At 56.2% G+C, this 26,799-nt stretch carries 25 protein-coding genes; 7 read left to right on the forward strand and 18 right to left on the reverse strand.

Annotated elements, in window-relative coordinates:
• Positions 1-73 precede the first annotated feature (73 nt).
• From ACWHYZ_RS22370 to ACWHYZ_RS22430, 13 genes are all read right to left on the reverse strand, one after another.
• The gene (locus ACWHYZ_RS22370; RefSeq protein ID WP_447984876.1) at positions 74-2,134 is read right to left on the reverse strand and encodes a sigma 54-interacting transcriptional regulator; all 2,061 of its coding nucleotides are present in this window, start codon (positions 2,132-2,134) and stop codon (positions 74-76) included.
• A 261-nt stretch (positions 2,135-2,395) separates the two neighbouring features.
• Positions 2,396-3,064, reverse strand: coding sequence for an HAD family hydrolase (locus tag ACWHYZ_RS22375; RefSeq protein ID WP_447984877.1), 669 nt, complete (start codon positions 3,062-3,064; stop codon positions 2,396-2,398).
• A gap of 59 nt (positions 3,065-3,123) precedes the next feature.
• Entirely contained in the window at positions 3,124-3,609 is a 486-nt protein-coding gene (locus ACWHYZ_RS22380) for a universal stress protein (RefSeq protein ID WP_447984878.1), read from the reverse strand.
• Between the two features lie 300 nt (positions 3,610-3,909).
• Positions 3,910-4,419 carry a DUF3015 family protein gene (locus ACWHYZ_RS22385; protein ID WP_447984879.1) on the reverse strand — a complete coding sequence of 170 codons (510 nt, stop codon included), beginning with the start codon at positions 4,417-4,419 and terminating at the stop codon, positions 3,910-3,912.
• Between the two features lie 203 nt (positions 4,420-4,622).
• Positions 4,623-5,726: a M48 family metallopeptidase gene (locus ACWHYZ_RS22390; RefSeq protein ID WP_447984880.1), complete on the reverse strand. Its 1,104-nt coding sequence runs from the start codon at positions 5,724-5,726 to the stop codon at positions 4,623-4,625.
• Between the two features lie 100 nt (positions 5,727-5,826).
• A complete protein-coding gene (locus ACWHYZ_RS22395; protein WP_447984881.1) occupies positions 5,827-6,510 on the reverse strand; it encodes a TIGR00266 family protein in 684 nt (227 codons plus the stop codon).
• 319 nt (positions 6,511-6,829) lie between these two features.
• On the reverse strand, positions 6,830-8,302 hold the full coding sequence (locus ACWHYZ_RS22400; protein ID WP_447984882.1) for an amidohydrolase family protein: 1,473 nt from the start codon (positions 8,300-8,302) through the stop codon (positions 6,830-6,832).
• A 106-nt stretch (positions 8,303-8,408) separates the two neighbouring features.
• Positions 8,409-10,994 carry a tetratricopeptide repeat protein gene (locus ACWHYZ_RS22405; RefSeq protein WP_447984883.1) on the reverse strand — a complete coding sequence of 862 codons (2,586 nt, stop codon included), beginning with the start codon at positions 10,992-10,994 and terminating at the stop codon, positions 8,409-8,411.
• A gap of 284 nt (positions 10,995-11,278) precedes the next feature.
• Positions 11,279-13,654, reverse strand: a complete 2,376-nt coding sequence (gene lon, locus ACWHYZ_RS22410) for an endopeptidase La (RefSeq protein ID WP_447987631.1) — start codon at positions 13,652-13,654, stop codon at positions 11,279-11,281.
• A gap of 195 nt (positions 13,655-13,849) precedes the next feature.
• Complete coding sequence (locus tag ACWHYZ_RS22415) at positions 13,850-14,458, reverse strand: class I SAM-dependent methyltransferase (RefSeq protein ID WP_447984884.1); 609 nt, start codon at positions 14,456-14,458, stop codon at positions 13,850-13,852.
• A 205-nt stretch (positions 14,459-14,663) separates the two neighbouring features.
• A complete protein-coding gene (locus ACWHYZ_RS22420) occupies positions 14,664-15,095 on the reverse strand; it encodes a bactofilin family protein (protein ID WP_447984885.1) in 432 nt (143 codons plus the stop codon).
• 236 nt (positions 15,096-15,331) lie between these two features.
• Positions 15,332-16,522 (reverse strand): class I SAM-dependent rRNA methyltransferase, encoded by a 1,191-nt coding sequence (locus ACWHYZ_RS22425; protein ID WP_447984886.1) that lies wholly within the window; start codon positions 16,520-16,522, stop codon positions 15,332-15,334.
• A 105-nt stretch (positions 16,523-16,627) separates the two neighbouring features.
• Positions 16,628-16,954: a PilZ domain-containing protein gene (locus ACWHYZ_RS22430; RefSeq protein WP_447984887.1), complete on the reverse strand. Its 327-nt coding sequence runs from the start codon at positions 16,952-16,954 to the stop codon at positions 16,628-16,630.
• A 307-nt stretch (positions 16,955-17,261) separates the two neighbouring features.
• Between ACWHYZ_RS22430 and ACWHYZ_RS22435 the strand changes: the two genes are divergently transcribed.
• Positions 17,262-17,489, forward strand: a complete 228-nt coding sequence (locus ACWHYZ_RS22435) for a hypothetical protein (RefSeq protein WP_447984888.1) — start codon at positions 17,262-17,264, stop codon at positions 17,487-17,489.
• 108 nt (positions 17,490-17,597) lie between these two features.
• Here ACWHYZ_RS22435 and ACWHYZ_RS22440 read toward each other — a convergent pair whose 3' ends face one another.
• Both ACWHYZ_RS22440 and ACWHYZ_RS22445 read right to left on the reverse strand, forming a co-directional pair.
• Positions 17,598-17,951 carry a hypothetical protein gene (locus ACWHYZ_RS22440; protein ID WP_447984889.1) on the reverse strand — a complete coding sequence of 118 codons (354 nt, stop codon included), beginning with the start codon at positions 17,949-17,951 and terminating at the stop codon, positions 17,598-17,600.
• 11 nt (positions 17,952-17,962) lie between these two features.
• Positions 17,963-18,175: a hypothetical protein gene (locus ACWHYZ_RS22445; protein WP_447984890.1), complete on the reverse strand. Its 213-nt coding sequence runs from the start codon at positions 18,173-18,175 to the stop codon at positions 17,963-17,965.
• Between the two features lie 103 nt (positions 18,176-18,278).
• On the opposite strand from ACWHYZ_RS22445, the gene ACWHYZ_RS22450 reads away from it, so the two are divergent.
• Positions 18,279-18,731, forward strand: coding sequence for a TraR/DksA family transcriptional regulator (locus tag ACWHYZ_RS22450; protein ID WP_447984891.1), 453 nt, complete (start codon positions 18,279-18,281; stop codon positions 18,729-18,731).
• A 132-nt stretch (positions 18,732-18,863) separates the two neighbouring features.
• Positions 18,864-19,016, forward strand: a complete 153-nt coding sequence (locus ACWHYZ_RS22455; protein ID WP_447984892.1) for a hypothetical protein — start codon at positions 18,864-18,866, stop codon at positions 19,014-19,016.
• A gap of 27 nt (positions 19,017-19,043) precedes the next feature.
• Here the strand turns inward: ACWHYZ_RS22455 and ACWHYZ_RS22460 are convergent, their stop codons facing one another.
• The 3 genes from ACWHYZ_RS22460 to pfp form a co-directional block, all read right to left on the reverse strand.
• Positions 19,044-20,114, reverse strand: a complete 1,071-nt coding sequence (locus ACWHYZ_RS22460) for an efflux RND transporter periplasmic adaptor subunit (RefSeq protein WP_447984893.1) — start codon at positions 20,112-20,114, stop codon at positions 19,044-19,046.
• Between the two features lie 281 nt (positions 20,115-20,395).
• Complete coding sequence (locus ACWHYZ_RS22465) at positions 20,396-20,692, reverse strand: hypothetical protein (RefSeq protein WP_447984894.1); 297 nt, start codon at positions 20,690-20,692, stop codon at positions 20,396-20,398.
• A 308-nt stretch (positions 20,693-21,000) separates the two neighbouring features.
• Positions 21,001-22,263: a diphosphate--fructose-6-phosphate 1-phosphotransferase gene (pfp, locus tag ACWHYZ_RS22470; protein WP_447984895.1), complete on the reverse strand. Its 1,263-nt coding sequence runs from the start codon at positions 22,261-22,263 to the stop codon at positions 21,001-21,003.
• Positions 22,264-22,523: 260 nt separating this feature from the next.
• Here pfp and ACWHYZ_RS22475 point away from each other — a divergent pair, with 260 nt between their 5' ends.
• From ACWHYZ_RS22475 to ACWHYZ_RS22490, 4 genes are all read left to right on the forward strand, one after another.
• Positions 22,524-22,976: a PRC-barrel domain-containing protein gene (locus ACWHYZ_RS22475; RefSeq protein ID WP_447984896.1), complete on the forward strand. Its 453-nt coding sequence runs from the start codon at positions 22,524-22,526 to the stop codon at positions 22,974-22,976.
• A 327-nt stretch (positions 22,977-23,303) separates the two neighbouring features.
• Positions 23,304-24,206 carry a YihY/virulence factor BrkB family protein gene (locus tag ACWHYZ_RS22480; protein ID WP_447984897.1) on the forward strand — a complete coding sequence of 301 codons (903 nt, stop codon included), beginning with the start codon at positions 23,304-23,306 and terminating at the stop codon, positions 24,204-24,206.
• On the forward strand, positions 24,203-25,321 hold the full coding sequence (locus ACWHYZ_RS22485; RefSeq protein WP_447984898.1) for an AI-2E family transporter: 1,119 nt from the start codon (positions 24,203-24,205) through the stop codon (positions 25,319-25,321). The genes ACWHYZ_RS22480 and ACWHYZ_RS22485 overlap by 4 nt, the downstream gene beginning before the upstream one ends.
• Before the next feature lie 114 nt (positions 25,322-25,435).
• Positions 25,436-26,791, forward strand: coding sequence for an HD-GYP domain-containing protein (locus ACWHYZ_RS22490; protein WP_447984899.1), 1,356 nt, complete (start codon positions 25,436-25,438; stop codon positions 26,789-26,791).
• Positions 26,792-26,799: the final 8 nt, after the last annotated feature.

Below are 26,799 nucleotides of genomic sequence, written 5' to 3' on the forward strand. Positions count from 1 at the left end.
TGCGATGCGAGGGATGCGGGAAAGATCAGTGGAAGGATGGCTGACGCTTGCACCATGCGAGGCATTGAATCAATTACCGACGCGCACGTCGAACGATCCCGAGCTTGTGCATTTTTGAATTGAGCGTCGTCCGCTTCATGCCGAGCCGGGCGGCGGCGCCGGATTGGCCGCCAATGATCCAATTCGATTGATCAAGAGCTCGAAGGATATGGTCCCGTTCTGCATCTTCGAGCGTCGGCATTTGTTGAGTGGGAGGAATGGGGGCGGCCTTCAATTCCGCGAGAGGCACCTGCAATGTTGTGCCTTCCGAGAGAATCACCGAGCGTTCGATGAAATTTTCCAGCTCACGGACGTTCCCGGGCCAATGATACCGAGAGAGGGCATCCATGGCATTCGTAGGAATCGTCGTGATGACTTTGTTCATGCGGGCGGCATACTGTTGAACAAAATAGCGAACGAGCAAGGGAATGTCGCCGGCTCGCTCCCGCAACGACGGCATGGTCATGGGAAACACGTTTAGCCGGTAATAGAGGTCGCTGCGAAAGCGGTTCTCACCGACCATCCGAATGAGGTCTTGGTTTGTGGCGGCCACGAGCCGTACGTTGACCCGAATGGTGCGAGTCCCGCCCAGCCGCTCGAATTCACGCTCTTGCAAAACCCGCAGCAATTTCGATTGTAACTCGACCGGAATGTCACCGACTTCGTCGAGGAAGAGCGTGCCGCCGTCAGCCAGCTCGAAGCGCCCGATCTTTTGGGCGATGGCGCCGGTGAAGGCGCCTCGTTCGTGGCCGAAGAGCTCGCTTTCCAGGAGGCCGGTCGGGATGGCCGCGCAATTCAATTTCACGAAGGTGCGTAGGTGTCGCCCGCTGAGCCGATGAATGGCACGCGCGATCAATTCCTTACCGGTGCCGGTCTCCCCCAGGATCAGCGCGGTGGAATCGGTCGGTGCGACTGTTTCGACTTGCTTCAGAACCGTTCTGAGCGCCAGGCTGTCACCGACGATTTCTTCAAAACGGTGTTCGGTTCGGATTTCCTCCTCAAGATAGAGTTTCTCCTCGGCCAATTTGTTTTTCAATTCCGTAATCTGCCGATACGCCAGGGCATTTTCCACGGCAATGGCAAACTGGCTGGCGACCTGGCTCAACAACTCAACCTCATCCCCTGTAAAGACCCGACGGTGCAGGGTGGCGACGTTCAGGGTGCCTAGGACGCGATTGTGCAACAACAGCGGCACGCAACACAGCGATTTGACGCCTTCCGCCACCAATAGCTGCCCGATTTCCGATGGAAATTGCCTGAGCTCCTCTTCTTGGAACGCCATAGGCTTACGGGACGTCAACGCCATCCCGGCTGGAGTGCCCTCTACCGGAGTTTGCAGTCCGTCTTGGATAAAACCGTTTCCATCAGGAAAATGTGAAGCCAACAAACGGAATCGGTTCTGCTCGGGTTCATGCAAGACAAGACTCGTGCGATCATGTGGCAGAGCGCGGCGAAGCGAGGTGACGATTGCGCCGAACAGGTCGCGCAATTCCAACGCCGACACGACTGAATTATTGACGTCCAAAAGTAGGCGCAACCGATCACGATCATGGGTCAGGTCCTGATAGTGCAGAATATTGTCCACCGCCACGGCAATTTGCTTTCCCACTTGCAGCAGGAATTCGATATCCAGCTCGCGGTAGGCCTCCTTCTGCAAGCTGCCGAAGCCAATGGCCCCCAGCTTGCGGACAGCCGTCGTTAACGGCACCACGCACACGGATTGCATGTCGTCTTCCCGCATGAGGTTGATGACTTCCGGCCAGCGGTGTTCTTGCTCGAGATCGGAAATCAGAAGCGTGTGCTGAGTCTCCCAGACCCACCCGTCCGGACAGTCCGCCACGGGCCATTCGCGACCGCCCATCACGTCGGCCGGCACGTTGCCCTGGATTGTGTGCCATCGCATCACGCCTCGTTCAGCATTGTGTAAGGACAGGCCGACCACCTTCACCCGGGCCACGCGAGAAAGTCGATCGGTAAGATCGCGCACCACCGCCCCTACGTCGACCAGACGGGCAATGGATTCGGAGATGCCAAGAAGAGTGCGGTAGCGCTCTACCAACAAGTCGACATGTCGCGACTCAGGCGAATCATTCATCCGGCTATCCATTTCTTACACGTTTCCCATTGAGGCACTCAGTGACGCAAAGCAGCGACGGCGAGGGGAAAGAGTGTAAGCAAGGCAAGACAAGCCTACTTCACATAGGACATCGACGTAAAGTGGATGGATACCGGACATGATAACCGTCTAATGCTTGGACGGCGACACGGATGATGCCGGAACAGGCTGATTGAGGTCGCCCAGACATACCGGTCAGCGGCTCCTGACGAGCCGTCTTTCAGTTCAAGATCGGCACGGTTAACCGACGAGGGCTTGAATATCATACTTCAGTAAGTCACCGATTCGATCGATGGTGACATCCGGACATGGAAGGCCAGCCAACGCATCCCGGTCCGTGGCATAGTGCCCTTGGCGCGGAAACACCGTGGTCACACGGGCGCCCCAGGCTTTCTTCACTTCTGTCAGAATCCGAAGTTTGTCGTCGATCAGTACATAGTGGGTGGCGGGGTACCGCCGTTCAATGTCGTCGAGTTCACATTCCTTATGGATATAGATCAGCACATGCCCGTCCACAGCTTGAAACAGTCCTGACTGTTCGATCTTGCGGGGCTGAAAGACGACATCTCCGTCGGACAGAATCACCGGCTGACCCCATTGCTTGACGTGCGTCACCACCTCGATCGCATAGGGAAAGAGCCGATCTGCAAAAGGGTAATTCACGAGGAAAGAGGACACGGTGAGAAGATGAGGATCGCGCGGGTCTTCTAACCGGTAGCGCTGCAATGCGCCCAGATAGTCGGCATAGCCCAATTCCTCCCGCAGCTGTTCAAAGATCATCCAATAGCGTTGTTGCCGTTCATGGCCGACTTCTCGTTCAAGATGTTCCCTCAAATCGTCAGTGACACCATCGTTGTCCAGCAACGTGTTATCGACATCGAACAGAAAGATCGTCTTGGTTGGCGTCACGTGGGTTCAGGCAGCTTTGATACTCAAAGGCTCTTGCATCTCGCTCCATGGTAGCAGACTCACTCTACCACCCACACGGCCAGACCAGCCGCATCACGAAGCAACTGATCCGTGACGCCGCCCCCGAATAACCGCTTGGTTCTGGACGTCCCATAGCGCCCAACCGCCACCGTGCTATAGCCATCCCCATAGGCTACTTCAAGAATATTTTGAGCGATCCCATCTTCATGCCCAAACTTCAGGTCGACCCGATCGAGCGGGAATCCCGCCTTCCCAAGCGCTTCGCGCGCTTTCATAAGATAAGGACACTCCGCTTCCCGCTGAGCACGGAGCCACTCGGTTTGTTCTTTCTTGAGGGCATCCTGCAATTGATCTTCAAGCACCGGGCTTTCGCTTCCTCCGTGTTCTAATAATTTTCTCGGCATGGGCCGAAGGACATGAAAAAGCGTGACCCGGGCATGGGGAGTTTCCCGGAGAAGGCTGCCGACGTACTCAACGAGACGGGTCGCATAATCCGTCTCATCAATGGCGACCAATATCTTCATGAGAGTCCCTTACTACTCCGCTTGCATCTTGATGCCGCGTCTAGTGATGATCGCACCTTACGCCATGCGACCCTTCGTGCGAATCCGCTCTCGTCCTACGCCTCGAGGAAGACGACGTACCCGGATAGTCAAAACGAAGTGGGCTGGAAACTTATTGCCCGACAGCAGGCGGGACGCTGGACACACCACTCTTCTGGCCGAGACCGGTTCCTAATGCTCTTAGAGGCAAAGAGCACGCTCGTAAGACCGAGCAAATGAACGGCGCGCTTTTAAGGCAGTCTTAGAAGCGCGCCTATAACTTTAGCCTTTGGCAGCGAGCTGGGCAAACGCGGGGTCGCTTGCCATGGTTTGGTAGAGACCATTCAGCATCGTGACCGGCGTCGCGTTCTCAGCTTGAAGGATCGCGTCGTAATGCTCCTGGACGAGGGCGAAAAATTGCGGCTGCAGTTCCACCGGCACGCCCATGAGGGTTGCAAGGGACGAGAGGTGTTCACCGGAGCCTTGGGCCATTTCTTGGGTCAGACTGTCGAAATTGATACCCGCAAACACATTGACTCGCTCCTTTTGAACAATGACGCCATCGTTTGTGCAACCGGACGTCCCGCTGGTAATGGCGAAGGTCTGCATGCCCGTTGCATTGGTCGACGCGATCAATGATTGTTGAAGGATATGCTTCTTGGAGGCAGAATCGGCCCACAACATCGCCCCAAGGCCACATCCCGGACCCGACTCCATTGTACCGGCCGCGGCGTGCGCAGCGATGGGCGAACATGTCATGAGCATCGCAGCAAAAAACAACTCTTTCTTCATGGCTTTCCTCCAATGTTAGAAGATCACTGCCGACTCCACATGGAGGATTTCCACCATACGGAGAGCAATACGGATTAACATCTACAGTGTAATCTACTCGCACTTTAACTGACGTGATCGAGGCGTCCATATCGGCATGGTTGATGATTGCATGTATTAAAATCGGCCTTCACTTGTAGGATCAGACAGACGCCATCAGTGCCTTATAGCCCGTCCTTCAGACCCTGCCAATCGAATGCAAGGACAGCCGGTGTGTCGGCAGGCAACACGTCTTGTTCTTGCTTCAGCCGTGCGGCACGCTCGGCGCTCATGGGATGGGTCGACAGCAATGCCACCGGCGCGCCTTCCATCTTTGCCAGACGTTCAAAAAACTGAATCATGCCTGCCGGAGAGATGCGGGCTTGATGGAGTAAGTGAAGACCCTCTAAATCCGCTTCGGTTTCTTTCTCGCGGCTGAACTTCATGGTGGTGAGTTGAATGCCCAGGCGTTCCAGCGCCCCAATTAGCCCCTGCTGATTGCCCAGTAGAACCATCGCCAACGCCATGACGCCGACGGATTGCACCATGCTTTCTAGGCCATGACGCAAGAGCACATGATTGACTTCATGCGCCAATACGCCGGCCACCTCTTCAGGGCTCTCGGCCTGCTTCAACAAACCCGTATAGACAATCACGGAGCCGCCCGGGAGGGCCATGGCATTGACGGCATCATTTCTCACCACCGTGACCTCGAACCGATATGGGGTGCCGGAAATGTGATCCGTCAATCGTCGCGTAATCTCCTGAACAGCCTTCACGGCGGGCCCTTCTGTCACCACACGCTCTCCCATCAGCATCTGCTGACGGGCCGATTCGCCGAGAGTGCGTTCCCATTCAATTGGAATGCGATTGACCGCCATCCGCACGAGAACATCTGAAGCAACCCAAAGTCCGGCGAGTACCGCGATAATCGACGCCACCGCCGTCCAGATCCAAACTTTGGTCGACTGGCGTGCTCGTGCAGCGACTTTGATAGACTGATGAGTGTGTCGGCTGACGTTAAGATGGGCCGATGTTTTCAGCGCGTGGATGACGGCCGGATCTTTCGTGTATACCCGATGCTCTTCCCCATCGATCATCCAACTTAAGACGAGGTGATCATGATCAAAGCCGCCGCTCTTGATCACCAGTCGCTCCAAAGGCATCGTCTGGACCTTTGAGTCCGATAACCCGATGTTGAGTTCGGTAGAAGACACATCGAGACGGCATGGCAGGCCGGTCGCAGAGAGCGTGCGGCTGAAGTAGAGAGCGTTGGGCGTAAAAGGCATAGGGTAGAGTTATATGGAGGGAGAGATCAGAGTAAATCGACGGTGGCCATAAGTGGGACTTTCACTTCCCTGTCTACCCCCCATAGCCCTAACCCCCTTTTCACTCCCCGGTAGGAAGGAATTGGCGCACCCACGATCCAAAGCCACGCGGATTGCGGCTTTGAATGTAGACGACGCCCGGCCCTCGAAATCGGCAGACGAAGCCTTCGCCTGAGGTCAAGCTTGCGATCCAGCCTGCGGCGGCCTTTTCAATGTTATAGGAGGTTGTCGCCGTCCAAGCCACCAGATGGCTGTTGTCGACAATGTATTCCTGGTCAGGCTGCAGCGTAATCGTATGGATCGCCCCGAAGCTGTTCAATACCAATGGACCGTTACCGCTGATCTTGAGGATAAAAAACCCCTCTCCACCGAGAAGCCCGCGACTGAGGCTCTGCATTTTACTTTCGATCTTAACGCCCTCGGCTCCCGCCAAAAACCCATCTTTCTGCACCAAATATTCATTCACGCCGTCAAGTTCGAAGGTAAGAATGTCTCCCGGCACAGTCGGCGCCAGCAGCACTTCGCCGGGTCCACGGCTGGCCCGGAGGGTCTGAAAGAAAAACTTTTCGCCTGACAGCACCTTCCTCGACAGGGCACCAAGAAACCCGCCTTCCATCTTGCTGTCCACGTCGATGGTGGGCGACGAGGCCACCATGGCCCCCGATTCCGCTTTCACGCTTTCCCCGGCCGCCAATTCAATGCGGACCATTGGAAAGGCGCCAGGATAAAGAATCTCGCTTTTCATCCGTCAAATCTCCTCAACAACAACGGTCAGGCACTACTGTCTCCTATTCCTTGCCAGATTAGTCTGATCTCTTTCCTTGACCAGACCGATGGTGGGATGATGGGGCCAGGGAGGACGTCCCCCTGTCTTCTCACAGAGGGAGAAGCCTATTGTCCCCACTGAGCACACCGAGCAAGCACTTCCGATCTTCCTTAACCACCCAGCATCCGAGGGATGGTGAGCCTGTCCCCTACTGCGCAATCTATCTCACCCGCCACCCCGCCTGACAAGCCGCCTCTTTCGGTAGAGTGCGCGCGCATGCGAGTTCGACAACCGTCCCTCATCTCCTCACCCATCCATAGAATCGTCGGCTCGGCTCGGGCGACTCGTCAAGATAACTCATTTTGATGCGATTGAGATAGTCGGTCGGCACATCGTGTCTTGTCGCAGCCGTATCGATATGAAAGAGGCGGGCGGCATTCAAGCCGAATATATGCTCCTTCACCTCGCGAGTCAGCACAGGATAGCCACGTTGTTCAATGAGACGGTCGGGAATCTGAAACCGACGGAACGCCTCAATCTGCCATTGGGGCGTGCCATACCAAATGGAATCCGTCCCCCACAGCACGTGATCGACCCCGAAGGCCTGGATGATCTCGCCCAACAAATGTGCGCAGACCTCGGGATGGGTGATAACTAATTGACCGAACGTCGATCCCAGCTCCATATAGACATTGTCGATCTTCGGGTTAGCCAACTTCATTCGACAGAAGTCGCTGGTCCACGGTATCTGTCCTGTCCGAGCAAACGTGTCCTCTATCGAGGTCACGGTTTTGAAGCCGGAATGGTAGACGAGAAAATCAATATCCGGAAAGTCAGTGGCGGCTTGGATCAGATCGCGTGGGTGGTTGTACTGTTCCTCGGGACCCAGGGGCAGCCCCTTATGGACGCATACGCGCGGCACACCAAGCGCGCGCGCCTTCTCCAGCATCGGATAGGCAAGCTTCTCGTCATCCATCCACCATCCGTGCGACACGCCTTTTGGCGGTGACCCTGTGTAACACTTCCATGCGTCAACTTTGAGCGCCCCAGCTTGCATCTCCATAAAATCGAGATCGGCTGACCCCAGTTGCGGCGTCACGAGACCATGGGCCAACATGCGTTGTGAATCGGTCAGCCGGTTCAGTTCATCCCGGATATGTGTCATTTCCTTGGGCGGCACCACCGCTTCTTGCGGGTAAGGGCCGGGGGGCGTGCTGATCAGCGCCATCGACGTGTCGCTATCCAGAAACACTTCTTTGACGAAATTCTCCCACGACAAATCGGATAGGGTCCCCCGATCCTGTGCGAGCATGGGGTTCACGCCCATGTCCTTAGCCCGCCGGCGAAGACCCAATAGCGCCTGTTTGCCGACGGCGCCGCGACGTCGCGTTTCGTCATCAGTAGGATCATAGTTTGAGCTCACATAATGGGTCTGCACGTCAAAGATAAAAAATGGAGCGCCTTGGCGTTCAGTGAATGCGGCTGCTTCAAGGAGTTCGACATCAAGGACATCGAAAAACTTGCCGAAGACGGTATTCATAGCGAGGAAGGCCGCCGCCATCCCACCGGCTGCTTTCAAAAAATCACGCCGACGGACCCCAAGTCGGGAGGCGGCGTGCGTCGCATCGGAGTGGATCAGCGACTCGACGCGGGCCTGAGCCGACGTTTGAAGTGGCGGTACGAATTCTTCGTTGGACACAATGCGGGTGGGAAGCGGGGAGGAAAAGACTCCGCCCTTTTGGAACCGCGATGAACCATGTGAATCGAACATAACGGCCCCGCTATAAGGTAAAGAGAAGCTCGATTCTGTGATAAGCCCTCGGGCGTGTCAAGCGAGTCGCTTTGCAATGGTTTGTGTAGGCAGTAAAGAAAACAGGTTACCGAAGAAAGGGGATGCTCACGTCGAAGGTGGGATCGCCGCCGTCGTCCTTGTGATCCATGCCGACGCTATAGAGCGTGCCTCGAGTCGCATTGAGCAACATGGGGAGTTCGGTGAAGGGATCATAGAAGTTCGGTCCCGCTTGGGCAATCCGAGCCACAAGGCTCATGTCCGATGAGGGAGTACGAAGCCTTGCTTGCAACCCCACAAGCCGAAGGCGGGCATCGGTTTCCATGATCGTTCCGATGATGGCATCCCAATCGGGCGTTGGGTCGGGACCGATGAGATTGTCGATGGGATTCAATAGATAATCGAGCCAGGTGCGAGCCGGCGTATTGGCAAAATCGTAGAATGTCGGCGTCCGTGAATGAGGCGACCCTGCGGCTTTAATCAAAGCATCGTAGTATGCGGCATACATATTCAGCGTCCGCTGTTTCGGCAGGGATATCTTTGCCACGACGATGGCGAGTGAGCGATCGGCATCGACGTGGGGACGAACGCGCGTCTCCATTCGTTTGACCGACAAAGCGAATTCGTTTTGCATTGGCCACCGAAGCGACTTCTCTTCGAGGTCCAGAGGGCGTGCCATTCTAATCACGCGCTGGAGGACTTTGTTTTCAACGGTCGGTCGGTTCAGGAGCGCCGACATCATGGCCAGATCGTCGTTGATGGCGTCGGTAGCCATCGTTTTCATAGACACGGTTTTGGCTTGCGCCAGGACTTTCCGCCATGCGGTGAAATCGGTCTCGAGGCGATCCAAGCCCGTATTGATCGTTTGCGTAAATCCTTCCGCTACATAGAGTCGGTGCACGGCAAGGATCCGCCCGCAATCGGGATTCCCCAGATGGCTGAATCCCCAATCGTCAAATGATAAATTTAGCCATCGTCGATACCGACTCGCCAGTTCACCTCGCGGATCAATTTCCTCTTTGACTCGGGCGCCTTCCCCCGCAGACTGCGTCGATGGATCAGACGCATTAAACCAGTCGACCGGCTTTTGCCGCTCCATCGGCCGCGGCTTCATGCTACTCGGACAGCCGGCAGACGATTCCGTTGCCACACTCAACCACCGATCGTATCCGACCTGCATGGGGTCCAGCGACGGGGGGGCACCGAATCCTACCAGGAGGATGTATCCGTTATTCTTCCAGTCTTCCACCGCCTTGGACGGCGCCACGTTGATCACACGCTGAAACGTCTCGGACGGTTTCTGCTCAAGCCCAACCCACAATGACGCCGTCCCTCCGATAATCAGTATCGCCCATGCCATGATCGCGAGGGATACGAATAGGGCCAGCTTGGTAAATGAATTCGTGGTCTCCCTGAGGCGCCGGCTTAAAATTCCTAGTCGGCATGAGAGCCATCGACTTATATCCCGGCCGGAACGACGGCCCGGCTTGGGGCCGCCTATGTCCATGGCAGTGGCCTTTTCGACATCCGCTGCTACGACTGGGGTTTCTTCAGGGGACATTATGGAGATGGGCCTTCCCAGAACACGTTCCCAATACGTGCCCTGTGTCGAGCCGTGAGCATCTTGCTTAGATGACTCCTTCGATTGGCCGTGTTCTGCAACCTCTTCTGCTCTATTGGCGACTTCTCGTGCGGCGTCTGATCCGCAGAGGGGAATCGGGGAGTGGTCAGAAGAGAGGTCCACGCCATCGGGCTCACAGACTGGATCATTGCCACCTGTGATGCCATCCGATTCCGGTTCCGATGATTCCAGCTTCTCTTCATCAGCCGCATCGTTTTTCGGAGAGAGCTGCTCTGTAGAGATTTGATTGACCGGCGGAAAGGGAATCTTTTCATCCGGCTCTAAACGCGTGGGCGGAATCGCCGGTGCAGCGGAAATCTGAATGACCGGTAGCGGATCAATATCTGAAGCGCGCTCTAATTCGTCACAGTCAACGTCAGCAACTGGCGCTGCTTCAACGTCCACCTCTGCTTCCAAGCCGCTGTCATCAGTATCCGTGTCGGCTTTGACACATGCTTCCTCAACAGGCTCCGATAAAACGGCCGCTGTGGCGCCGAACTTCGCGCCGGCATCATGATCTTCGTCCGATGCTGCCGTGGTTACGGGAGTGTTCGGCTGCGGCCTCGTGGGCTGCAGTTTGGCGGCAACCCGGTTGGCCACAAAACTAGAAGGGGCTAACTGCTTAATCTTCTCAAAGAGGTCCTGGGCGTATGTCGGCCGCTCAGGATCGGCGTCTTCCAAGAGAATGTCGATGGCCTTTTCATACTCGAACACCGCCCCAAGAGGATCGCCCTTTGCCTCATGAGCTGCGCCAAGCATTTCAATAAATGCCACACACCGTGGCCCGGCGATCAAATATTCGCGGAGCAACGACTCGACTTCGGAGTAATCTCGGCGCTGCAAGGCTTCCTTGACCAGAGTTTCGAAGGCATTTTTCGCCGTAGCCAGGTTACCGAATTTCAGAAGGAGTGTAGCGAGGAGGCGACGCCCTTCCTCGTGAGATGGATTCGAGGCCAACAAATCCTTCAGGGTGGCGAATGCTCGACTGAACTTTCCATCGCCCATGTGGCGACGGACTTCGCGTAATAACTCCGCGCTCTTATCTTGTTTCACGGATTTCGTGCCATCCTGAGGAACTGGGTAGAAGTGTAGCACCGGATGGCGACTTCGTCGAAAAATGGACTAGGGAGAACAGGGCGTTCTGTGCCTACGATAAAAGCACCGGAAAGCCAAAAATTGCGATAGTTGGCCCACTCTACTGAGTCAACGATCTCTCGCGGTTTTCTTGCCGTACTTCATCATGGCAATCATGCCGTGAAGACTGGAACGAGTAGGAAGGTGGGGAATTGAACGCTGCACCAGGCCGGGACGCTAACAGCGTCCCGGCTGTATCCAGCTTAACTGCACACCATTTCCAAGACCGAGGATCTTGCAACACCTTCCCAGCCACGGAGTGCCGCCGCGAGTACATCATCGATGGTCTCGCTCAGCACAAACGTCATTTCGGCCCGAACCTCCTCGGGTATCTCCTTGAGGTCCTTCTGATTGGCTTTCGGCAGAATGATCCGGGTAATTCCGGCACGCCGTGCCGCCAGCACCTTTTCTTTAAGCCCGCCGATCGGGAGAACAAGCCCGCTCAGGCTGATCTCTCCGGTCATCGCGGTGTCCTGACGGACGGGCAACCCGAGATACAGCGAAGCCAATGCCGTGGCCATTGTAATGCCGGCCGATGGTCCGTCTTTTGGAATGGCCCCCGACGGCACATGGATGTGAACACCGTTTCGTTTAAAGCGTTCCGTATCGATCCCTAAAGGCTCGGCGTGCGACCACAGATAGCTGCGAGCCGCCTGTGCCGATTCCTGCATCACTTCGCCTAATTGTCCGGTGAGGGTCAGTCCGCGGCCTCCCGGCAACAGCGAGGTTTCAACATAGAGCACGTCGCCGCCCGTTTCTGTCCAGGCCAGCCCAGTGGCGACGCCGGCCGGCAGGGCCTTTCGTGCTTCTTCAGGCATAAACCGCTCGGTACCCAACCAGTCGCTCAGCTGCTCACGGGTAATCGTGACGGGCGCCGAGTCCGGTCCTTTCTCCGCCAGCTTCAGCGCCACTTTTCGAGTGACCCGCCCGAGCATCTGCTCGAGCTGACGAACACCGGCCTCTCGAGTGTACCGGCTAATGATGTCCTTGAGCGTCTCCTGATCCAATCGAACCTGTTCGGCCGTGAGACCCGCCTCCTTCAGCCGCCTGGGCCAGAGATACCGCACGGCAATCTCCAGCTTTTCTTGTTCGCTGTATCCCGGCAAGCGAATAATTTCCATCCTGTCTAATAGCGGCTGAGGGATAGGATGGAGCGCATTCGCCGTCGTAATAAAGAACACCTGCGACAGATCGAAGGGCAGATCGAGATAGTTGTCCCGAAACGTATGGTTCTGTGCCGGATCGAGCACTTCCAGAAGCGCCGCGGCCGGATCGCCTCGGAAATCCCGTCCCAACTTGTCCACCTCGTCCAACATCAGGACCGGGTTGTTCACCCCTGCCCGCCGCATGGCCTGAATAATCCGACCCGGCATGGCACCGATATAGGTGCGGCGGTGACCTCGGAGTTCGGATTCATCATGCACGCCACCCAGACTCATGCGCTCAAACGTTCGGCTCATAGCACGGGCAATCGATTGCCCCAAGCTCGTCTTTCCTACGCCCGGAGGGCCAACGAGGCAGAGAATAGGAGCCTTGGCCGATGGATTCAGCTTCAGCACGGCCAGATGCTCGACGATCCGTTCCTTCACCTCCTGAATGCCGTAATGGTCCTCGTCCAGTACCTGTCGCACGCGTGCCAAATCTAACTGGTCGGCCGATGCCTTCCTCCACGGCAACTCCAACACCAGCTCCAGATAGTTCCGAATGACCTGATGCTCTGGGGATGCCGCCGGGGTCTTGCCCAGCCGTGTCAGCTCACGATTGGCTTCTTTACGAACCGCTTCCGGTAGATCGGCTTGATCGATCTGTTCCTTGAGATGAGTCAGTTCGCTGCTGTCACTATCTTCCTCACCGAGTTCCTGCTGAATCGCCTTCAGCTGTTGGCGCAAGACATACTCACGCTGAGATTTCCCGATCTCCGCTTGCGCATCATTCGCGATCTTGTTGCGCAACTGCAGAACCTGCACTTCATGCGTCAACACGGCGTACAGCCGCCGGAGCAGGTCGTCCTGTGTCGCCGCTTCGAGTAACGCCTGTTCGGCCTCCACGGTGAGATTCAGCAATGACGCCACCCGATAGGCCAGCGCCACCGGATCGCGCTCTGCGTGCAAGGCTTGGACGACGTCGCGTATCCCGGACGACTGAAGGAGACCGGGCAATTCGTCGATCTTATCGAGCAACGCACGATGCAGCGCATCGCTTTCCGTCCCGGTATCCAGCGAAGCTGCCACCTGGCGCGTGCGAACCTTCAGAAACGGCGCCGTCTGTTCGACCTTCAGCAACACGACACGCTCGAGCCCCTGCAGCAAGGCCTGAACCACACCCTCCGCCGTCCGAACAGTTTGCTTAATCACCGCCTTTGTTCCGATCGTGAAGAGATCGTCGATACCCGGTTCATCCTGGTCGGGGTTTCGCTGCGCGACGACGACGACCGTCTTTTCTTCGGTCTCCAATGCCGCTTCCAGCGCCGCCACCGAGCGAGCCCGACCCACTGTGATCGGGAGCATGACGCCCGGGAACAGAACCGACCGCTTGATGGGAATGACGGGAAGCGTTGAAACAACTGAATTCTCTTTCAAATTTTCCACATCGCACCTCAAATGTTAATCGCCGCTTGTTGGTTATTCTCATACATAACCATATTCTGTGCGAGGAAAAGGGGGGGGGACCGTCGAATTGCAGGCAGACGGCGAAAAGCGGTGTCGCCAGGCCGTCTGGCATTGAACGAGCTGTGGATGATCTATTCGGCGGACCTTCACGAAGGCCGCCGCTCGTTAAGCCCGTGATCGAGCAATGGGACGTCGGTCAGAGTCATCTGATCGACGGGCGATAAGATTCAACCACCGTCCCTTTCGTTCGTGACCGGAGACCGTTTTGAGCTCTACGATTGTCCATCCTGTACGACCCACGACTTGGGCCAATTCCCGCTTGTGCCAACGACTGATGTACCGGCCGGGAATCCAGCCACTCTGCAACGCGCCTGAGCCCCGACCATGGATTAGGGTCGCAGCGAGTCTCCCTCCTGGTGTGGTGAGATCGGCCAAGGAGCGCAGGCAGACTAAAAGGGAAGACTTAGGAAGGTGAATCAGTGAAGCGGCCGCCCAGATGCCGTCAAACACTCCGGGGACATAGGGCAAATATCGGATATCGGCCCGCACGAGACTAAGGCTGCGACTGCGTCGACGCGCATGGTCCAGAAGTCGAGGACTCAGGTCGAGTCCGATGACCCGGAAGCCGGCTCGCCTCAGCGCCCGGCTATCCTGCCCGGCCCCGCATCCGAGATCGAGCAGGCGCGCTTTCCCCGGCACTTGCCGCAGCACCTCTCTTAATAGAGGTGGCCATCGATAGGCGCGACGCCCCCACACCTGAATAAATGTTTCCAAATGCAGATCATACGCTCGACAAGTGCGAGCAACGGCATCGTGCGTGGAAGCGATGATTCGACTCCTTCGGCAGGGCAGGAATTGAGGCGCACCACAACCATGGCCATTATGAAGAGTACTGCCGACGGAATAAAGACTGAGCAGCAGGGGAAGCGTGCTTTCTCCAGGGTTCCAGGAGAAAGCACGATGAGGTCCGGAACAATCTTTAGCCTACCATGCGTTTGGCATTGCCCGCGGCTTGATTCGCTTGACGCGCCTCTTCCAGATCATGCACTTGGGCACCCGTCATCGCGCAGGTGCCGTCAAAAGTCACACCTTCCTCAATGGAAAACGCAGGCGCCTTGACCGACCCGCTCAGCATGGCGGGCGACATCAGTTTTACCCGTTCTTTGGCCACAACGTCGCCGGTAATTTTTCCCTTGCTCACGACAGTCCCGGCATGGACGGTGGCGGTAATGACCGCTTCCTCTCCGACGATCAGCGTTCCGCTGGTTTCAATTTCTCCGTCAACCCGGCCGTCGATTCGGACGGTCCCTTCATAGGTCATGGCACCCTTAAATGTGACGCCTTTCCCGACAAAAGCAATGATCTCGCCCTCTTTGGGGCCGTCCGTAGACACATCCTTCGTGCTCCCCATATCACCCTCTTTTTTCCACATTGCCTACCCCCTATTCGTCCGCCTGAATACCGCCCAAAGTTGGAGGATGATAGTGACCTTTTCCGTGGCATGGCATCAGTGAACGAGTCATGCGATGTAAGACATAAGCTTACGCATATGCACTCGACGGAAGGCACGACCATGCTAGCAGTCGGCGTCCCGAGGGTCGGCGAACAGCTGAAGAGAGATGCCGACGGCAGTGATAACCTAATTTCTTAGAAGACCTGGAAGATAAAGCATTTCAGATAGCTCGTCTCCGGCATCGCAGGGAGCATGGGATGGTCACGGGATTGGGAACGGCTTTCAACAAGCTTTAGCTGCCGCTTGGCGTCTCGCGCGGCATCCAATATTGTGTGCCATAGACTCTCCTCGCTCACATGATACGAACACGAGCACGTGGCCAAGAATCCTTCGGGGCGAATCAGTCGAAGCGCGCGTAAATTAATGTCCTTGTAGCCGGCGACCGCATGCGGCACCGCGTGCTTACTTCTGGCGAATGCCGGAGGGTCCAAAATGACGAGGTCGTATCGATGTCCGGCCCGATCCAGTGCGCGCAGCTCTTCGAAAGCATCGGCTTGTCGATACTCACAAAGCTCGCTCACCTGGTTCATCTCGGCATGCCGGCGCGCCATAGTCAGGGCCTCGGTACTGACGTCTACTCCAAGGACAGACCTCGCGCCTTGCAAGGCCGCTTGGATCCCGAACGCGCCCGTATGGCAAAACATTTCCAGAACGGCGGCACCTTTCGCCAGTGAGGCGACTGCCAGGCGATTTTCACGCTGGTCACAGAACCAGCCGGTCTTCTGTCCCCGTTCCACATCTACCTCAAACCGGGCGGGTCCCTCCGTAATCTCGATCCGTGTCGGCGATTGGCGCCGCAGGAAACCTTGCGCCATAGGTAGGCCTTCCAATGTACGGCTTTTTACATCGTTGCGCAGATAGATCGCCTCGGGTTTGATCTGCTGCCTCAGCAGATCAGCCAACAGTTCCTTTCGACGGTCCATTCCGAACGACAGGGTTTGCATCACCAAGAGATGGCCATAGCGATCCACGATCAACCCCGGCAGCAGATCACCTTCTCCATGAATCAGACGATAGGCATCGGTCCCCGACACCACTCGCCGACGCAATTCATGAGCCTCCCTCAATCGTCTCGCCCAAAAAACCTCGTCAATCGGCTCCTCCTCGAACGTGAGGAGGCGCACCCGAATTTTAGAATGCGGATTGAACAGGCCACGACCGTAGAACCGACCTGAATGGGTATAGACGTCGACAAGGTCGCCCGCTTCAGGCACACCGTTGACGCTGCCGACTGCTCCCGCATAGAGCCAGAGATGCCCGGGAACAGTCGGCTGATCTTTGTTCCTCTGTAATGTAATGCGAGCTGTCGGCGTCTCTTGCGTCATAGGTGATCCTTATCCTGTTCGTGGCGTGCTGTGTGAAGTCTTGAGCTTTTTATGAGAGGATCAGGAAAGATCCGAAGCGGAATGCTGGAACGGTTCGAGCTCGCTCTAATGTCCGACGTCTTGCTTTAATTTCATGATGACTCGAATCAATCGGTCCCGTTGGGCGGCTTGCAGACTGATAAATTCGAGGCCGAACGTGCGGCCTTTTATCCAGCGAACGACCGCTCGATCGACTCTCATCGGCCACGAATAGTCCGATAGAAAGAGTTCCAGCTTCAGTTCAATCCCGTTCGGCGGCTGTGTCTCGCTTTGCACCCGGCATCCGGTTTTCGAAAGGTCGGAGAGACTGCCCTCCCCTTCCACGGCGACATCAATCCCTGAAAAAAAGACACGAGAACGAAGGGGAAAACGTTCGGTTACCCGTGGTTTCATCTCCCACCCTATCACCAATGAAGCGCTATTACATAACATACTTGCGTTTTCAACCCAACCTGGTGGTCGCGTACAGCCAAGTTTTATGCACTAAGCATCGCGATCCCACGAGACAATTGTCTGGGTCCGTATCAGTGCGCTTGATCCCATACCCGATTGGAGTGCAGAACTGGCGCCAATGGACTGACAGACAACTGCCACTGTTGAGGACTTCACTGGACGACTAGAATCCCTAGTCAGCACGGCGGCATAGCGCTCGATCGTTGCGTAGGCGTGTGTCGCGAAAGAGAAGGAAAGGAGGGGCGCCATGGCCATCCTAGTCGTCTTAGGCACAATCGTACTCGTGACGGCCTTATATGCTTTTGGAGTGTTCGACACGCCTTATATCGGACCGTTCCGGATTGTCTTTTACTTTTTTCTGTTTTTTTTCATCGCCACGCTCGTGGTCGGAGTCATGACAAAGTTTCAATATGGCGACTATGACCTTACCCCGAACAGTCGAGAAAGCCTGGACGATAGAGCATCGTCGCATTGAACGGCCGCAAGTCCGATGAGTCGATGCGATACAGGAGCATCTGGATGGTCATTGCTCTGGGCGTAGGGATTTCCCTTGGCGTACTGTTTCTAGGCGACTATCTATGGATCAATTGAATCCACAGTAAAGTGGCACACCCCCTGGCACCATGCCGTGCGCAACACATAGCGGCAGTTCCTCCGGCGACGGGTCTTCTCGAGGAGACTCTTGCGTAGCGGGTCGTGCGCCGGCGGCTTTAAGCTCAGCGGCTCTTTTCTTGGCGATGGATCCTTGCGGCATGGATTCTCGAACGGTGTATGCTTCATGGCGACTATTATTCTTGCTGGACGGCGTTAATCCTGCCGGCGAACCACTGCTTTTCCCACCCTTTGCTCCTTGCCGCGAGATGGTAGGCTCTTCCGAGCCCATCAGCGCCTGCGTCTGCGCCCCAGTGTCCTTACCGGGCTGCGATGTCGCGTTCATCTCCTCCTTGATCATTCCCCGTGGAGGCACGCCGCGCTGATTTCCGACTCTTCTTCCAATGCATAATGCGTGATGCCTGTTTTTGCGGCGCGTTGTTGATATTCGGCATGGAAGCTCCTCCCGGATGTTTTGGACAGCCTAGCAGCGCCGCTACTGTTGGCCATCCGACACCACCTGATCAATAGTCGGGACACGGACGACTGATTCTGCGTAAGCGGTGACATCGGGCCCTCCTTCGCCTGCCCTTTCAGCGCGAATGCCGGTTAGCCGATAGCTGGATCCCGGACTTGGCCATACAGTGCGCTGATACGGGCTATGGGGGATGACATGAATGGAAACCAAGTAGAAGACAACGCGGGTGCGGGCCAAGACGCGATCGACACAAAACCGGACGACCGCAAAGAGGCTCTCAGGGCCATGCTCCTAGAGCGACGGAACGTCTTGACGCGCGACATCGATGAACTCTTGGCAAGACATCGGACCGATCAACTGATACAGCGCGAACAATCGGTCGCGGACACCGGGGATATGTCCCTGCAAGACTCGACCGGGGATCAGCAGATCTCGATCCTGGAAGTCCGGAACCGCATGCGGAATCAAATTGATGAGGCATTGCGGCGACTCAACGAAGGCACCTATGGAATCTGTGAAGATTGCGGACGCCAGATTACTCCGGAACGGCTGAAAGCGGTCCCGTTTGCCCGGCGGTGTGTGGAGTGTCAACGAAAGGCTGAGGTCATTGAGCGAATCGAAAAGGAACCGGACCGGGAAGAGATCTAGCATGCCAAGTACGCCTTTGACATGGAAGAACACGTCCGCAGCTCATTCCGCGCGGTAGGACTATGCCTGTATGATCGAATCGGAGACCGCCCGCCGCCTTCCTCTGGCGCGACGGCGCTACGATGAAGCAAGATGTTCACGTCAAGCGCGCTCGTGCCGGCCACCGATCTCGCGCAATTCGAACCGATGGAGCCACGCAGGCAAATGAGACGCAAGGAAACAGCGGTGACGAGCCGTGTCGGGCAAAAGGTAGAAACGGTTTTGGGTGGAATTCTGTCGAAATAGCCTTCCGCGCCGTTTCCTTTTATACATTTACTTCGCGGCGACGGTGGTCCCATCCTTGATCTTCTGATGTCCGACGCGAACGATTTCGTCGCCTTCATGGAGGCCATCAAGTATCTGCACCCGGTTGCCCTGGCGCATACCAAGCGCCACTTCCGTCCATCGCGCCGTGTGATCCTGCACTCGATAGACGAAATTCTTATCGCGTTGCGGGATGACCGATTCTTCAGGCACGAGCATGGCGTTGGAGTGTTCCCCAAGGGTGAGATTGACGTTGGCAAACAAACCGGGACGGAGGGTGCCCCCCTGGTTGGGAACCCGTGCTCGCACACGGACCGCACGGTTTGAAGAATCCACCCGTGGATCGAGGACGTAGATATCTCCGCTAAATGGATGCGTCGGATCGGCATCCGTGACAATCTCTACGCGCTGTCCGATCGACAACCGGGTTAAGAATGTCTCCGGAACTTTAAAGTCGATCTTCAAAGTGTGCAGATCTTCGAGATTAACCAGGTCCTGACCAGTCTGGACATAGTCGCCTGGCGAAATCCGGCGAATCCCGACATAGCCGGAAAATGGCGCGCGGATTCTCGTCTTGGCCAGACGAGTCTGGTACAGCGCATAATTGGCTTTGGCGATGCCCAAGCTGCTGATCGCTTGATCGATCTGCTGCTCCGAGACGAACGGATTCTGATTCCCCGTCAGTTGCATCATGCGATCGTAGGTGAGCCGGGCGATCTTCAATTGCGCCTCGGCATCCGCCATGTGGGCTTGAAGTTCTGAATCGTCCAGTTCGATTAAGACCATCCCCTTCTCCACCGCCTGCCCCTCAGTGAACAACACCCGAGTGATAAGCCCCGGGATTTCAGGCCGTATCATGACGGATTCGTTGGCTTCCAACGTCCCTACCGCCCGTACGATTTCGTCGACACGACCGATCGCCACGGAGGCGATTTCGACAACGGTCGGGGCCGCCGTGTCAGGAACGTTCGCGAGGCTGGTGCCCTTGCCGGATCGGTGGACGAGAAGGAGGAAAGATGCCGCTAGGACACTCAGGACGAGACACACAAAAAGCCATCGCTTGATGACAGCACGTCGCATAGCGGTGGTCGATAAAGGGGTAGGAGGCACGGGAAGTAGATCCCGGGTCCGATAGTCGCACGAAAGACGAAGCTGAGCAATCAGGTCGAAAACGTAATCCCGCAGCAGAAACGTTTCCCGAACACCGTTGGTGTACGGAAGAAGGATGGACCACTCAGGTCAGCGTGTTTCAGGAGTCAGGGCATGCCGTGGCCGGGATGATCTTCCCCATCACGCCAAAGTCCGTTCGATGAATCCGTAGTGCCATACCGCGAATACCCATCCGGAGAACGGGCGCTCGCCTACACCATTTCAGGTCGATTTTGATGGATGGTTAATCGCAATCTGCCGTAGCGAAGCGGTTTCTCCGGATCGCGCGTATACTTTGCTTCATCCTCCCCGACGTCCACCTTCCCTAAGGGGATCGTCAGGTCTTGCCGAAGATGCGGAAAGGCTGTCTCAAGCGCGAGGGTAACGACTTCCGCGTTGCACCCGGTGACTTCCGCATTGAGATCTCTCTCATCCTCGAAGTCCACCGTCACACGTTCTTCGGGATCGATCCACTCACGAATCCTCTTCGCTTTGGTTTCATTGTCCATGAACCCTTGACCTCCAACATGAATGCCGGTGTCTCTCTCCAGCGCAGAAAATATGCCCCTTCAGTTCACCCTCAGCGCTTCTCCATTGGCTGCTGATCCACGTAAGATGCTGCCTCTATTAAACATGCTCTCTTCACTGTCAGTGGTCGGCGCTACTGCCGATGTGACGTAGGAAGGAAGGAAGTGGGGTGACCGGTAGCGTAGACCATGGAACAGTAAGGCTGTGGCTCTATCCGCCGAAATGAATATCGGCCTTCAGGAAAAGCACGCGATGGCGGCGGAATCGAAAGGATCATGAACCCGCTCCCTTATGCCTCATTCAGCAGGTAGGCAAACCGTTCGTGAAATGCGCGTGGTGTCAGTCCCACCGTCGCGGACAGCCGCTCGAGCATCGTTCGATCCTCCAAGTCTTCAGCACATAACCGAATCATGAACCGGCGAGCGACGTGATAAGACTCGGAGTCAATGTCTACCATACGGACCCGTGTTCGTCCCGTTGCTGGATCCACCATGCGGTCAAATGGAATCGGAGTAAAACGTCCATTCTGAATGGATACCATCGCGGCGTTCCCGCCCTCCAGGAGAAACTGCGCGGCACAATAGCCGAGGTCCCTCGTATACTCCATGTCATACGGGATGGGATCGGCGCACCGCAGTTCGTATCCGATGTTTTTCTCGACGAGGGTACAAGGAATGCCGAACGAGGCCAGCTGTTGCGCGACTGCCCGCTTCAACACTTCTCCGATATTGACCTCCGCCAGTCTCAAATGGCCGTGGGGATCCCGACTGACACCTTCCAGTCCGGCCAAGTCGTGCCCGTCTAATAATTCCGCAAGCCCCTCGGCAAGGACGGCGACGCCGTCGGCGCGTCCCATGGTGAGGCGCTTCACGATCGCGCCCGTCAAAATGTCGACGAGCGTCGCCAGCCGGACAGGTTTGTGGCGAAACTCCTCGGGGATGATCGTCAGCGTCGCACCGGCCGCCTTCCCGACTCCGAGCGCCAAATGTCCGGCCTTGCGACCCATGGTGACGACCAAATACCAACGCGATGTCGTTTGCGCATCGACCATGAGATTCTTCAGGAGATCAACGCCTACATGACGCGCCGTTTGAAACCCGAACGTCGAGATCCCGTGGGGAAGATCGAGATCATTGTCGATTGTCTTTGGGACATGCACGATCTGCAAGCGCCCTTGGGCCATCTGTTCGAGTTTCAATGCGGAAAAGGCAGTATCGTCCCCGCCGATCGTGATGAGCCCGGAGATCTGTAACTGGAAAAGCGTCTTTAGCGTGCTCTCCAAATGCTGGCTGTCTTTCGTCGGATTGGCGCGCGATGTGCCCAAATGGCTGCCGCCCCGAAAATGGATTCGGCTGACTTCGTCGATGGACAAGGGTTTTACGCGCGTCGTGTCACCTTCCATAATCCACCGAAAGCCGTCTCGTATTCCGAGGACGGTTCGACCGCTTACGATACTTTGAATCGCGGCGGCTCCAATCACGCTATTGATGCCGGGCGCCGGTCCTCCCCCAACGAGAATACCGATAAGCCCGGATTTGCCCTTTGTAGCCATAGTGTCCACTATCCCTTCGTACGTCAGATTTTTCGTGTGTCGTATAGCACTACTGATTCCAGGAAAACTGTCCTTCCACATTCCAATTTGGATTGGGACTTTGGCTGCTAGCTTACCTCACTTCTGGCGGATCTCCAATGAGACCAATCAGCATTTTCGCTGGCGATTTCGATCCTCCGTGGGGCAAGCGAGAATAGAGGTTGCCAGTGGGTCTCACTTGGATGAGAATGAAGAAGGGATTCACTATGTGGAGGATGATCATGCGTCAAGTTGGAATCGTGACGTTGGCACTCATGGCTGTATTGACGGCGAACGCGCCCTCGGTCGAGGCACGCGATAAGAGCGGCGTGCTGAAGGTCAGTGCTGTAGTAGGCATGAAGGTTCAAGACACAGAGGGCAACAAGCTTGGGGACATCAAGGATCTTGTCATTGACCCTGCCGACGGCAGCATCGGATATGCGGTCCTTGATTTTGGAGGATTTCTCGGCATCGGGGAAAAATACTTTGCGGTGCCGTGGGAGGCGCTCCAGTTGACACGCGATCGTACAGCTATTGTGCTTGACGTCAGTAAGAAAGATTTGAAGCAGGCGCCGGGCTTCGATAAGAACAATTGGCCCGACTTGGCAAGCGAGGAACAGGCGCTCATCATCTATGAGTATTACGGGATGCCGCTCCCGGGAGACACGCAGGAGTCCACCAAAAGACGACAGTGATCAGAACCAGATAGTGGCCGGCGTCTGCTCTGGCCGGTCACTGTTGCGATCCTCCTGCCGAGCATTTCATCATACGCGTGTACTCGGTTTTCTGATTGGCTCACTCTCCTGCCGAAACCATGATGACTCCACCGTGCTGCAGAAGACACAAGACGGCGACCACTGCGTAAGCGTTAGCCCTTCAGCATATTTCTTCAATATCCGTCCGCGTGGCGCATAGTCGATGGCTACAATAAGTAACACGTTTGTTTATTCTTGGCCGGCATGCGAATGCTCCCCGGGCGTCTTCACCCCACGGCGCTTACAGACGTGCAGTGCACCATACACATGAGATTACGATTACAATGGCAAGTCCTGAAACACGCAGGCATGAAATGGTGGAGCGATAATGCGTTGCGTCTAAGCGCGTCCCTCTCTTACTACACGCTCTTCTCCTTAGCACCCATGTTAATCATCGTCATTGCCGTCGCGGGCATGATATTCGGACAAGAAGCCGTGGAAGGCCGGCTGATGGAAGAGATCCAGGGCTTAGTAGGTGTGGAGAGCGCCCTGGCCATTCAAAGTATGATCCAGCACACCCGTCAACCGGACGCCAATGGGACGGCGACTGTTATTAGCCTCGCGGGCATGGTTGTTCTATCGACCGGAGTCTTCGTCGAACTGCAAGATGCGCTGAATTTGATTTGGCGAATCAAACCGCAGGACACGTCCACCACTGCGCTCTGGCGAGTGTTGAAAGGCCGCATCTTTTCGTTCTGCCTGGTGATCGGCATAGGCTTTCTCTTAATTGTGTCGCTCGCATTAAGCACAGCGGTGGCGGCTGTCGGCCGTTTCTTTAGCACGCTGCTTCCGGGGCCTGAAATGCTGCTTCATGCTCTCTCGGCCGTCGTTTCCGTGGCACTGTTTACTGTCCTGTTTGGGATGATGTTCAAAATCTTGCCCGACACCTCGATCGCCTGGCGGCATGTATGGACCGGAGCGTTTGTGACGGCCATGTTGTTCACTATCGGCAAGGTCGGCATCGGGCTGTATCTTGGGAAAACCGGTGTAGCTTCAGCCTATGGAGCGGCGTCGTCGCTCGCGGTCATTCTCCTTTGGGTGTACTATTCAGCCATGATCCTGTTCTTTGGCGCCGAATACACCTATGTCACCACCAAATTGGCCAATGCGAATCTCGGTCCAGCCGCCGACCTCTTACCCGGCATGAACACGGGACGCGTGGTATCATGAGATCCGCACCGCCCCGTCCCCTTCGCACTGCGGACCGTCATCTGTGGCAAATCCAGCCTGTTGTGGATTTCGTTGGACTCCTGCTCATTGCATTGATCCTCTGGCTGATCTACGATCTGCGCCGATTGTTTGCACCGGTGTTCATCGCCCTTGCCCTTGCCTACCTCGTCGAGCCCCTGGTCGAAGCAATGGTCTCAAGGATTGGAGTACCGAGATGGGGCGCCGCACTCCTATTCACGATCGTCCTCACGGTCTGCATGGTACTGCTTGTGACATGGGTCGGTCCCTTATTGACTGATCAGGTAACAGCACTTTCCGCTCGTGCTCCCGACTACATCAAGACAGTCGATACCCGATACCACTTGCAGCTGGCGAACATGAGCGATCATCTGGCGCGTTTCGCAAAAGGCCTTCAGGAGAAACCGGTCGAGACCCTCTCGCCGGTCCTCACAGGAACCGGTCAGGCGGTCAGCTTGTTAGGACGGATCGTGGCAACCACCTTGGAAGTGCTGGTCTCCACATTGTTGGTGCCAATCTTCTTTTTCTTGCTGGTCTGGCACTTTGGCGAGGTCCGCTCGACGATTCAGCGCCTTGTTCCAGGGGGTCGGGGGGCCAAAGTGCGGCGCATCCTCTATCGAATGAATGAGGCTGTGAGCGGTTTCATTCGCGGCCGCTTACTGATCGGCATCATCACCGCAACCGGACTTGTGGTCGGTTGGGCGTGGTCCGATGTTCCCTACTCCTTGCTGCTCGGACTCATTAGCGGAGCGCTGACCATTGTGCCCTACCTTTCACTTGTAGGGTGGCCCATCGCTCTATTCCTCAAGTACTTGGACGCCGTCTCATCAGGAGGGACACCGACCTGGCACGACGTGGTGCTATGGCCCAGCGTCGTGTTCATCGTTGTCGCCTTTCTCGAGGGATGGGTTCTGACGCCGTGGATTCAAAGTCGCACGATGGAGATGAGCGGGCTGACGGTCCTACTGGCCGTGCTGGTCGGCGGAGCAATTGGCGGCGTCCTCGGCTTACTGTTGGCGATTCCCTTCATCGCCTGCGCCAAAGTGTTGATGGAGGAGTTATGGGGATCGAGTCGCGACGAGCGACTAGAAGCGTAATCGCTTCCAGGCCTGTTGATCTTCCAGTGCATCGAGCATACGAGACAGGCCTGGCCTACAGTTTCAAGGAGCGCCATCCGATGAATAAAGAGAAACAGCGGCGATCGACATTCAGTGGCTTGGACACTGCAAACAGATCCACACGACGAAGGGTACGAACCGATTTCCATAGACCGTCTTGCGGTCGGGATGGAAATCTGGCTGAATTGCCCCTGGTATAAACACCCCTTTCCAAAAAACCGCTTTCGGATAAGGTCGGCAAAACAGATTGGAACGCTCCGCGACCTCAACTTGACCACGGTTCATTACCATCCCGCTTCGTATAGACCTGCCCCTGATTCAGAACCGCAGCCGGATCTTTGCCTTGACGGAGCATGTCTTGATGGACTCGAAAGCATTCCCACTGAGTTGGTTGACCCCGGTGATGATCGCCCCCCTCGTCAAGCGCTGTCTTCCTCCACTATTCGGAGTGGACTCCGACAAGCGAATCAGGCCTATCGGGACACTCTCCGGAAGAGTTCGGATTGTCTGCGGCAACTATGCGCGGGACAGGAAGCCGGCAGCAGCAGTGTCAGCGCACTCGTACAGACTCTTGTAGATCAGATTATGAAGAGAGAGACACCAGTCGCATTGGCGGACGTCTTGCACCTGAATGTCTCGGAACGCGCGCACGCGACCCACGGCCTTCATTGCTGCATCCTCTCATTGCTGGTCGGGCGGGAATTGGAGCTCGAGCCGCAAGAAATGAGAATCCTGGGGATGGCGGCACTCCTTCATGATATCGGCGAGCAGCGGTTGCCGTCCCAAATCCGATTGAAGACAGAGCCGCTCACCCGAGCAGAGAAGAGTTTGTTTGAACTGCATCCCTTGTATAGCAAAGAAATGCTGGACCCACTCTTTCGCATACCGCGCGGAGTGGCAGACATCGTCGCCCAGCATCACGAATGCATGAACGGAACCGGCTATCCAAGACGATTAACCGACGAGCAGATTCTTCCGCTCGCGAAGATTGTTCGCGTGATCGACGAATATCAGTATCTCACCAATCCACGCGAGGCCCATCACCGCCTTCATCCGAATCAAGCCTTAGCGGACCTCTATGTGAAGCGCCAGCAACAATTATCAGTCAAGGTCATCATTGGACTGGTCCGCGTGATAAGCGTCTACCCGCCCGGCACGCTGCTGGAGTTAACCGATGGCTCAATCGGCATCGTGCTGTACACCAACTCGCGAGACCGGCTTCGACCTGTTGTCATGGCGTATGAGGAACGCAGTTCGGAGCTTGAGGTACATGTGGTGGACCTTCATGCACGACGGGACCTCTCTATCCGGCGGGTCATGAGTCCGGCGGAGGTTCCTGCTCACCTGGTCGACCGTATTACGCCTGCCGAAGCGCTCAATTGCCTTTTGGAGCAGACAGACGTGACGAACGAGGCGGCGCGAAACAGAAATCATCAGGTCACTGATTGAACCCACTT

This window comes from Nitrospira sp. Nam74 (genome assembly GCF_965152615.1).